The 9,499-nt window shown below is 63.6% G+C and carries 9 protein-coding genes and 2 pseudogenes; 6 read left to right on the forward strand and 5 right to left on the reverse strand.

The features are described 5' to 3' along the window. From QM841_RS41530 to QM841_RS43710, 5 genes and pseudogenes are all read right to left on the reverse strand, one after another. Positions 1–351: a Dabb family protein gene (locus tag QM841_RS41530; protein ID WP_105423559.1), complete on the reverse strand. Its 351-nt coding sequence runs from the start codon at positions 349–351 to the stop codon at positions 1–3. After that, positions 348–1,961, reverse strand: coding sequence for a gamma-glutamyltransferase family protein (locus tag QM841_RS41535; RefSeq protein ID WP_283336577.1), 1,614 nt, complete (start codon positions 1,959–1,961; stop codon positions 348–350). The genes QM841_RS41530 and QM841_RS41535 overlap by 4 nt, the downstream gene beginning before the upstream one ends. Beyond that, positions 1,958–2,809 (reverse strand): alpha/beta fold hydrolase, encoded by an 852-nt coding sequence (locus tag QM841_RS41540; protein ID WP_105423563.1) that lies wholly within the window; start codon positions 2,807–2,809, stop codon positions 1,958–1,960. Before QM841_RS41540 ends, QM841_RS41535 begins: the two co-directional genes overlap by 4 nt. A gap of 111 nt (positions 2,810–2,920) precedes the next feature. Then, the gene (locus tag QM841_RS41545) at positions 2,921–3,817 is read right to left on the reverse strand and encodes a DODA-type extradiol aromatic ring-opening family dioxygenase (RefSeq protein WP_105423565.1); all 897 of its coding nucleotides are present in this window, start codon (positions 3,815–3,817) and stop codon (positions 2,921–2,923) included. A gap of 83 nt (positions 3,818–3,900) precedes the next feature. Beyond that, positions 3,901–4,165, reverse strand: a pseudogene (locus QM841_RS43710) (hypothetical protein); the annotation flags it as partial. A gap of 28 nt (positions 4,166–4,193) precedes the next feature. Between QM841_RS43710 and QM841_RS41550 the strand changes: the two are divergent. The 6 genes and pseudogenes from QM841_RS41550 to QM841_RS41575 all read left to right on the forward strand — a co-directional run. Then, positions 4,194–4,979 carry an IclR family transcriptional regulator gene (locus QM841_RS41550; protein ID WP_105423567.1) on the forward strand — a complete coding sequence of 262 codons (786 nt, stop codon included), beginning with the start codon at positions 4,194–4,196 and terminating at the stop codon, positions 4,977–4,979. Between the two features lie 346 nt (positions 4,980–5,325). Beyond that, positions 5,326–6,136, forward strand: a pseudogene (locus tag QM841_RS41555) (NAD(P)-binding domain-containing protein). A gap of 2 nt (positions 6,137–6,138) precedes the next feature. Continuing rightward, positions 6,139–7,140, forward strand: a complete 1,002-nt coding sequence (gene fgd / locus QM841_RS41560; RefSeq protein WP_283336579.1) for a glucose-6-phosphate dehydrogenase (coenzyme-F420) — start codon at positions 6,139–6,141, stop codon at positions 7,138–7,140. Continuing rightward, positions 7,140–8,801, forward strand: coding sequence for a glucose-6-phosphate isomerase (gene pgi, locus QM841_RS41565; protein ID WP_283336581.1), 1,662 nt, complete (start codon positions 7,140–7,142; stop codon positions 8,799–8,801). The genes fgd and pgi overlap by 1 nt, the downstream gene beginning before the upstream one ends. After that, positions 8,801–9,190: a WhiB family transcriptional regulator gene (locus QM841_RS41570; protein ID WP_349307465.1), complete on the forward strand. Its 390-nt coding sequence runs from the start codon at positions 8,801–8,803 to the stop codon at positions 9,188–9,190. The genes pgi and QM841_RS41570 overlap by 1 nt, the downstream gene beginning before the upstream one ends. 118 nt (positions 9,191–9,308) lie before the next feature. Further along, positions 9,309–9,499 (forward strand): hypothetical protein (locus tag QM841_RS41575; RefSeq protein ID WP_283336584.1); only part of this gene is annotated, 191 nt, incomplete at its 3' end.

The raw sequence follows: 9,499 nt of genomic DNA on the forward strand, positions 1-9,499 counted from the left end.
TCAAAACACCGACCTAATCGGGGGACAGCTCCGTACTGGGTCAATCCAGAACCCGCGGATATCCGAGCCTAGCCGCTGGATCGTCGCGACGAGGTGCTGGTGGATCGGATGGGGTGGGTACTTTCGCACCGAGTCGAAGTTATCAAATGTGAGCACCATGGCGTAGTCGAATTGATTGTCGGGCCCCTCCCAATCGACCCGCTTGGTCCGTGGACCGTGCTCGATTGTTAGAACGCCAGGAATCTCGCTCTGACCCTCGATGGCCGATGTGAGCTCGCGAACCTGATCCTCGTCCTCGGGCTCGTTCAGCGCCCAGCAGACCATTAGGATTTCCTCGGCGGTGGCGGTCACGACGACCTCTCTTCGATTGCTGCGTCAGCATTGCTGTCGGCCGACGCAGGCTCAGGTGCGGCACCGTCACTGCGAGGGTCTACTCCAGCCTGAATCCGGTCGCCGTCAATGAGAATTGCGTGAGCGTGTCCCATCATCTCGTCGTGCGGTGGGACTATCTTCACGTTGTGGCCGAACTGTCGGAGCTCGGCGATGACATCGGCACCGAGATTCTCCTCGGCGTGGAGTTGATCGTCCGCATCACCGGGGAAGAGTTGACCGCTCAACACTCGCGGCGCAGCGACCGCATCGGCGGGACTCTCGCCTGCCAATGCGCGGAGGAGCACCTGGACGTTGGTCTGGGGCTGCCCTTCGCCACCCATCGTCCCGAACACGAGCCACGGTCGCCTGTCCTTGAGCGCCATCGATGCCATCAGGGTGTGCACGGGTCGTTTCCCGGGGGCGATCACGTTCGGGTGCTGTGGATCGAACGAGAAGTATGCCCCGCGGTTCGCCATGAGCACCCCAGTGCCGGTCGGGACGAATCCAGAGCCGAACGAGTGACAGATGCTCTGGATGACCGAGCATGCGTTGCCCCACCGGTCGACGGCACCGAGGTAGACGGTGTCCCCTCCCATTGGTGCCGACGAGCAGCGGGGCGTCGCCTGTGCGTCATCGGCCACCCTCCGAGCATGGTCGAGGCTCGACAGGAGGTCGGTCGGTACCGAGACATGCGAGGGGTCACCCAGATACCGATTTCGGTCGACGTACGCCAGCCGCCGTGCCTCCAAGAAGGCATTGAGCTGTGGACTCGAGCCCGGGGTTGCCCTGCCACCTTCGAGTAGGGACAGCAGGTTCAGGATCTCCAGCGAGGCAATACCTTGGCTGTTTGGAGGGGTCGTGACCACCTGAACCCCGTCGAACCGCGTCGTCACCGGCTGCACCCAAATCGAGGTGTGGGCCTTAAGGTCGTCTGTGGTCAGCAGGCCGCCGGCCTCCGAGATTCCGCGGGCAATTGCCTCTCCGGTCTCACCGCCGTAGAAGTCCGAAAACCCGACATCTGCAATATGATCCAGGGTCGCCGCCAGCGCCGACTGCCGCAACGTGGCACCCGCCGGCAGCGGCTCCCCTTCCTTGGTGAACACCGCCGCGAGCCCCGGATCGCCGGCCAGGAGTTCCCGGTCCTTGGCCATCCACCGGGCCAGCTTGGGCGTGATCTCCACTCCCTCATAGGCTGCTTTTGCCGCGGGGCGCAGCAGGTCCGAGACCGCGATGGTCCCGAACCTCCGCGATGCATCGTCCCAGCCGGCGGCTGCTCCGGGTACCACCATCGACAGCGGTCCCTTCTGAGGCATCTGGGTGTACCCGCGGCGTGCATATTCATCGGGGGTAGCCAAGCGTGGAGCTCCGCCGGTGCCGTTGAGGCAGTGGACCCGGGAAGTCGCGGCCTCGTAATAGAGAATCCAGACATCTCCGCCCAGGCCACACATGTGCGGATAGTGGGCCCAGAGCATGGCGTTCGTCGCGAGGGCTGCATCTAGCGCGTTGCCACCGCCGGCGAGCACCTCCTCGCCGGACTCGGTTGCGCGCCAATGGGGTGAGACAACAGCCGAGTTCTCGCGCGGACTCATCGCGCCCCACCGACGAACCCTAGGACCTGCGCGACGAACTCGTCCCGGCGTTCGAGCTGCACCCAGTGGCCGCAGTTGCCGAAAGTGTGCAGCTGGGATGGTTTGATCGCTCGATGCACGCGGATCGCCAGATCCACCGGGAGGACCTTGTCGTCGCGGCCATGGAGGATCAAGGTCGGGGTCTGGATTGCCTCCAACTCCGCCACTGGGGTCGCCTTGATCACCGCTTCGCTGTTCTTGCTCTCCGACGGCGCGATTTTGTGGGTCGCCTGTTGCGCGCCGGGCCGAATGCTGGCCTCGTAGCGACGATCGAGCATCTCGGGAGTCAGGGCATCTGGATCAAAGGGGAAAAGGCGCAGGATCCGTTCCAGCTCCTCGCGACTGCCGTCATAGCGAGCGGCGAGCTTGTGCGCCTCACTCATCGGGACGTCGCCAGCTGCAGAGCCCATCAGGACGAGCCCCTCGATGCGCCGGGAATCACGCACGGAGGCGGCCATCGCAAGCATGCCACCGAACGAGTTGCCCACGATCGGCGCCCGAGTCACGCCCACGGCTTCCATGAACGCAAACAGGTGCTCGACCCAGAAATCCATTCCATACTCGCCGTCCGGCTTGCTCTCGGTCGCACCGAAGCCGGGGATGTCGGGTGCGAGCACACGTCGCTGGCGCGACAACGCCGGAATCACCTCGGCCCAGTTCTCCCAGGCCGACACACCTGGTCCGGACCCGTGGAGGAGCACCAAGGGCTCACCGCTGCCAGCTTCCAAATAGTGCGTCCGAAGGCCCGCAGCGACCACGGACTGCCCCGCTGTGGGATCGGCCGGATCGAAACCTTTTGACGGATCCATGGCGCTAGTTTTTCCTCTCCTATGGGTCGCGTATTTCGCGGCCGTCCTCGAAATTGTGTGTGTCCTCGCCGAGGTCACCCTCGCGAGCGGCGGCGTGCCACCGCTGATGGGCTACGCCGATGCCGGGGTCTTCAGGAGGGTGTCGCTAGCCGCAATGCCCATCCCGGTGACCCATTCGGGCACGGATTCATACGCCACGGTCGTGAGTGGTTCGGCGCCTGCGAAGGTGGCGGCGATCCAGGTGCGTACCTCGGCTCCGCCGGTGCCGGCAGGCACGAGATCGTCGGCGGTCAGGTCGGCTAGCTGGTTCCAGTCCTCGCTGCCGAGCCGGTCGAGGAAGTCACGGTCCCACTCCGGGTTGATGGCCTTCGCCGCATCGTCGAGCAGGCCCATGAGTACAGCCTGACGCTCGGACTCACTCATCTGCTCGGCGCCAGGTGGCTGCGACGGGGGGGTGTGTGAGATCCCACCCGAACCCACGACGAGCACGCGCTCGCTATCAGGCACCTGCGTGCGAATGAACTCGCCCACAGCGGCACCGAGGGTGGCGGTACGCGACGCTGTTGCCAGCGGGCGTTCGATGCAGTTGATGAGGATCGGCAGGATCGGGACTGTCGCGAGTGAGCCGAAGAGGTCCTTCGTGGACAAGCCGAAGCCGTGATCGAGTCGCAAGTTCGAGGCCGTGGCGATGTCCACGCCGACCGCCACGAGATGCTCGCCGAGGGCCAAGGCGTAGTCGTGCGGCACGTCATAGTCCTCTTCGGGCAGATCCCACTCGGCGTACCCGCTTGCGGACTCGACCACCGTGAAGCACGGCGCAATCTTGTCCAGGGTGCGTGCGTGGTCAGGGCCGAAGAAGACGACGAGAGTGGGGTTGAATGCCTCCACGGCCGACTTTACCCGGGCCATACCGTCCCGGAAAACGCGACCTTGGCGGTGCTCGGTGTCCTGGACCATGAGCGGGCTGTGGGACAGGGCTACAACGGCGATCTGAGGTTGGGTACTCATTGGAATTGTTCCTTCGCTGCAGGCTCAGCCGTCGAGCAGTTTGGTGTGACGGCTGAGGAAACATAAATGCTGTGCTGTGGACCTTGGTCGACGCCCATCTGCTGTTGGATCGCCCGCGAGGCCAACCCAACCTTGGGGCCTTTTGACCTACATCGCCACTTTTGCCCCAGGCCTGAACCTGGGCCCGGGGAATCTCGTACGTCACCGGAAGAGAGGCGTCGGCGTAAGGAGGTGTAATCGGGTCCATCGGCGACTGGTCCGATGGACCGCCAGCAGCTCATCGGCCGCTGCCTGCACGTCGTGGTGACCCAAAGAGGCGCTCTTTCCGCGTTGTGTGACCTGTTGCATCCCACACTGTGGTGGAACAAAATGACGCATGCAACCGAATCGTTCCGATCAGCGGGAAGATGCCCGCCAGTCAGTGCCGCAGACAGGCGCAGTCGAGCGCGTGTCGGCGATACTCGAGGCACTCAGGCGGGCAGACGGAGGGCTCGGTGTATCCGAACTATCACGCCGCACGGGCATCTCGAAGTCCAGTGTTCATCGCCTCGTACAGGACATGTCGGCCCACCGACTACTCGAAAACGCCGGCCAAACATACCAATTGGGACTGCGATTGTTCGAACTCGGCCAGCAGGTACCGCGGCAGCGTGACCTGCGGGAAGCGGCAAAGCCGTACATGAACGATCTGCGGGAAGCGACCGGATACTCGGTGCATCTGGCCGTTCTTGATGGCGATTCGGTGGTGTATCTCGACGTCTTGCGTAGTCCTGCTGCCCCGCTCTTACCGATTCAGATGGGAGGTCGGTGGCCCGCCCATGGCACCGGTATCGGCAAAGCCATCCTCGCCTACTCCTCAGATGGGATCGTCAACGATGTTCTGGCGGGTGGACTGGCGCGGATCAGTAGACGCACCATCGACACCCCAGGGAGGTTCATCAAAGAACTGTCCCGGATCCGCGAACGGGGTGTGTCCTTCGACCTCGAAGAATCCCGAGCGGGGGTGGTATGCGCGGCGGCGCCGGTCTTTGACACCAACGGTGGGGTGGTTGGAGGGCTCTCGGTTTCGGGGTGGCATAACAAGATCAACCTTGACCAAGCTGCTGCGGCAGTACGTACCGCCGCCTTGGCGCTGTCTCGAGAGCTTGGTCGAGCTAGCTGACCTCAGCCGGCACAGCGCAGCCGGAATCAAAACTCCGGTGGTCATGGAGTGCGATCCCCAGGTGGGGCCGCTCACGCAGCCTTTAGGTCCAATAGGGATCGTGCCGCTGATCGGGACGAAAAGCTGGACGGTGCGTGAAATGGTGCACATAGTGCAGTCGTTCACATAGCTGTCGAAGGAGGTTCTGTGGCTGCCAGGCAGACTGTTCAGAAGACCCGGCCCGGTTCTCAATTGTTCACCATCGGCCGCCCACCGAGCGGAGCCTGTCGGAGGTTGCCGAACCGTGCCTCATTCGAACTCGCGCAAAAAGTTGCCATGGCCGGAGCAGATTTCAAGGAGCTTTCCGATGCAACTGGGTTTGATAGGTCTAGGGCGCATGGGCGGAAACATGTGAGAGCGTGTTCAAGCTGCAGGCCATGAGGTCGTTTGTTTCGATTTCAACCCGTCCGATCGGGATATCGAATCACTGGTGGCGCGGATCCAGCGCCCGAGATTGATGTGGGTGATGGTCCTGTCGGCGGGCCGACCCGCGCCGTGATCACGGAACTGAGTGGATTGCTGGCAGGCGGGGACCTCATGATCGAGGGTGGAACTCCCGCTTCTCCGACGATGAATTGCCTCCGGTGTCCGGTGGAGTCTTGGAGCTGACGGAAGGCTACGGACTGACGGGGGGTGAGGACGGATGTTGCTCGGGCGATGCCGATCTTCGATGCCCTCCGACCGGCGGGGGGTTCGAGGTGAGAGTTTCGTGCGTGCGGGGGGCCGGTCGGTGCCGGTCATTACGCGAAGATGGTGCACAACGGTATCGAGTACGGGTTGATGCAGGCGTACACGGATGGTTTACGAACTTCTGGCCGCCGAACTCCGGATAACAGGCCCCCGATTCTGTGATGAGGGGCGTGGCAGCACGGACCGTGGTGCGTTCCTGGCTATTTGAGCTCCTTGTCTCGGCGTTGCGGGAGGACCCAGGTTTGAGCTCGATCTCCGGGTATACCGAGGACTCGGGTGAGGGCCGCTGGACCGCGTGGAGGACGCCATCACGCATGCGGTGCCAGTACCGCTGATCTCGGCAGCTGGATTCGCCGACGATGAAGGCGGTGTCGGCGCTGCGTCAGCAGTTCGGGGGACATCAGGTTCGGATCATGGAGGCGGTGTAGTAGTGGTGAAGCTTGGGTACAAGGCGTCCGCGGAGCAGTTCGGTCCGCGGGAGTTGGTGGAGCTGGGTGTTCTGGCGGAGGCACACGGTATGGATTCGGCGACGGTGTCGGATCATTTCCAGCCGTGGCGGCACGAGGGTGGTCATGCGCCGTTCTCGTTGGCGTGGATGACGGCGGTCGGGGAGCGGACGGAGCGGTTGCAGTTGGGGACGTCGGTGATGACGCCGACGTTCCGGTACAACCCGGCGGTGGTGGCGCAGGCGTTCGCGACGATGGGGTGTCTGTATCCGGGGCGGATCATGCTCGGGGTGGGTACCGGTGAGGCGCTCAACGAGATCGCGACGGGTTTCGCGGGTCAGTGGCCGGAGTTCAAGGAGCGGTTCGCGCGGCTGCGGGAGGCGGTCCGGTTGATGCGTGAGCTGTGGCTGGGCGACCGGGTGGATTTCGAGGGGGAGTACTTCAACACGAAGGGGGCGTCGATCTACGACGTGCCCGAGGGTGGGATTCCGGTGTACATCGCCGCGGGTGGTCCGGTGGTGGCCCGGTATGCCGGTCGGAGCGGTGACGGGTTCATCTGCACGTCCGGTAAGGGCATGGAGTTGTACACGGAGAAGTTGATGCCTGCGGTCGCGGAGGGGGCGGAGAAGGCCGGCCGTGATGTGGCGGAGATCGACAAGATGATCGAGATCAAGATTTCGTATGACACGGATCCGGAGTTGGCGCTGGAGAATACGCGGTTCTGGGCGCCGTTGTCGTTGACGCCGGAGCAGAAGCATTCGATCGATGATCCGATCGAGATGGAGAAGGCGGCGGATGCGTTGCCGATCGAGCAGGTGGCGAAGCGGTGGATCGTGGCGTCGGATCCGGATGAGGCGGTGGCGCAGATCCGCCCGTATCTCGATGCGGGGTTGAACCACCTGGTGTTCCACGCTCCCGGCCACGATCAGAAGCGGTTCCTGGAACTCTTCGAGCGGGATCTTGCCCCGCGGCTGCGGGCGCTGTGATGACCACATCCACCGACGTCACCCGAAACCCGCTGTGGCAGCAACTGTCCGATCACCAACAGGCGATCGCCGCCCTGCATCTGCGGGAGCTGTTCGACACCGACCCGCACCGCGGCACCGATCTGACCGTCACCGCCGGTGACTTGTATGTGGACTACAGCAAACACCGGATCACACGTGAAACCCTCGGTCTTCTTCTCGATCTTGCGCGTGCCGCCGGCGTGGAGGAACAGCGGGACGCGATGCTTTCCGGTGCCCACATCAATGTGTCCGAAGACCGTGCGGTCTTGCATACAGCGCTGCGAGAGCGCCGCGATGCCACCCTGACGGTGGACGGGCAGGATGTCATCGGCGACGTCCACGTAGTCTTGGACCGGATGGGTGCGTTCACCGATCGGCTCCGGTCCGGTAACTGGCGCGGAGCCACCGGGAAGCCCATCCGAACCGTCGTGAATATCGGAATCGGCGGCTCCGATCTTGGTCCGGCCATGGTCTACCGCGCCCTGCGCCACTACGTAGACGGACCCGAGGTGCGGTTCGTGTCGAATGTCGACCCCACGGATCTGCTGTCGACGCTGTCCGGCCTCGACCCCGCCAGCACACTGTTCATCGTTGTTTCCAAGACGTTCTCGACGTTGGAGACCATGACCAACGCGGCAGCGGCCCGCAGATGGGTCACCGAGACTCTCGGCGACGATGCGGTCCCGCACCATTTCGTCGCCGTCTCGACGAACGCCGAACGGGTGGCCGCGTTCGGAATCGACCCGGCGAATACCTTCGGATTCTGGGACTGGGTCGGCGGACGGTACTCGGTGGGATCGGCTGTCGGACTCGCGGTGATGGCCGCGATCGGACGAGATCGCTTCGCCGAATTTCTCGACGGATCCCGCAAGATCGATGAGCACTTCCGCACCGCCCCGCTCGAGTCGAATACACCGGTCCTACTGGGGCTGTTGGGCGTCTGGTACGCGAGCTTCTTCGGCGCCGACTCACGCGCTGTGCTGCCCTATGCGCATGACCTCGCGCGGTTCCCGGCCTACCTGCAGCAACTGACGATGGAATCGAACGGTAAGTCGGTACGGGCGGACGGGAATCCCGTCGAAACCGGCACGGGTGAAGTCTTCTGGGGTGAACCCGGCACCAACGGTCAGCATGCATTCCATCAACTTCTACACCAGGGAACCCGATTGATTCCCGTGGACTTCCTGGGGTTCGCTGAGCCTTCCGAAGACCTTCCCACCCTCGATGGCGCGGGATCGATGCACGGTGTGCTGACGGCGAACATGCTCGCGCAATCCAAGGTTCTGGCATTCGGCAGAACCTCAGCCGAGGTCCTCGCAGACGGGACACCGCCCGAGCTCGTACCGCACAAGGTGATGCCGGGAAACAGGCCGTCGACCACGATCCTTGGCACGAAGCTCACACCGTCGACGCTCGGGCAGCTGATCGCCTTGTACGAACACCAGGTGTTCGTACAAGGGGTCGTGTGGGGCATCGACTCGTTCGACCAGTGGGGAGTCGAACTCGGCAAGACATCGGCTGTGGAATTGGGCCCCGCCCTATGGGACCACGACGGCTGCGCCTCCGTCGGGGACAGCTCCACCGCAGGGTTGATTCGTGCATATCAGCTGGCGAGAAGGGAACACAGTTGCCTGCCCTGATGTTGCGGCTTCCGTCGCCGATCGCCGAGTCGTGGGATTGGCAATTGTCTGCCGCGTGCCGAGATGCCGACCCGTCGGTGTTCTACTACGCCGACAATGAACGCGGTGATCCCCGTTCGAGTCGCGTCCGTGCTGCCAAGCAAGTCTGCCAGCGGTGTCCCGTACGTAAACAGTGCCTAGACCACGCCCTCGAGGCACGCGAGAGCCACGGAATCTGGGGCGGCTACACCGAAGACGAGCGCCGGACGCTCCAACGAACACCGGACGTGGGAAGCCCACCCGCATCCCTCCGGCCGGGGAATGAAGACCGCGACCGGAGGTTGTGGTCATCTGCTGTGCACGCACTTCTACAACCTAGTAGCGATACGAATCACGGTCTGTGCGGCTGAAAAACAGGAGGTTGCCTCAGCTCGCTCGCGGACCATGCACCACTTAGTGGGTGCACGAATCTGTGCCGAACCCGATTGCTATCTCGTTCGGAACACTTAGCCGTAGACAGGACATGTCTTGACTGAAAAGTTCTCAATGGCCGCTCACGTTCCGGCTTCGTCGGCGATGCGGCGGGTGTTGCGGCGTGCCCGTGACGGAGCCACTCTGAACGTGGACGAGGCGGCGACCCTGCTGCAGGCCCGCGGCGACGACCTGGCCGATCTGTGTTCGTCGGCGGCGAAGGTCCGGGATGCCGGGTTGCTGGCGGC

This window comes from Rhodococcus sp. IEGM 1307 (assembly GCF_030056915.1).
In the GTDB taxonomy this organism is placed as follows: domain Bacteria; phylum Actinomycetota; class Actinomycetes; order Mycobacteriales; family Mycobacteriaceae; genus Rhodococcus_F; species Rhodococcus_F opacus_D.

Coding starts and splice junctions, on each gene's coding strand:
- QM841_RS41535 (WP_283336577.1), bottom strand. CDS start 1,961: ATGAGTCCGCGCGAGAACTCGGCTGTTGTCTCACCCCATTGGCGCGCA.
- QM841_RS41540 (WP_105423563.1), bottom strand. CDS start 2,809: ATGGATCCGTCAAAAGGTTTCGATCCGGCCGATCCCACAGCGGGGCAG.
- QM841_RS41545 (WP_105423565.1), bottom strand. CDS start 3,817: ATGAGTACCCAACCTCAGATCGCCGTTGTAGCCCTGTCCCACAGCCCG.
- QM841_RS41550 (WP_105423567.1), top strand. CDS start 4,194: ATGCAACCGAATCGTTCCGATCAGCGGGAAGATGCCCGCCAGTCAGTG.
- pgi (WP_283336581.1), top strand. CDS start 7,140: ATGACCACATCCACCGACGTCACCCGAAACCCGCTGTGGCAGCAACTG.
- QM841_RS41570 (WP_349307465.1), top strand. CDS start 8,801: ATGTTGCGGCTTCCGTCGCCGATCGCCGAGTCGTGGGATTGGCAATTG.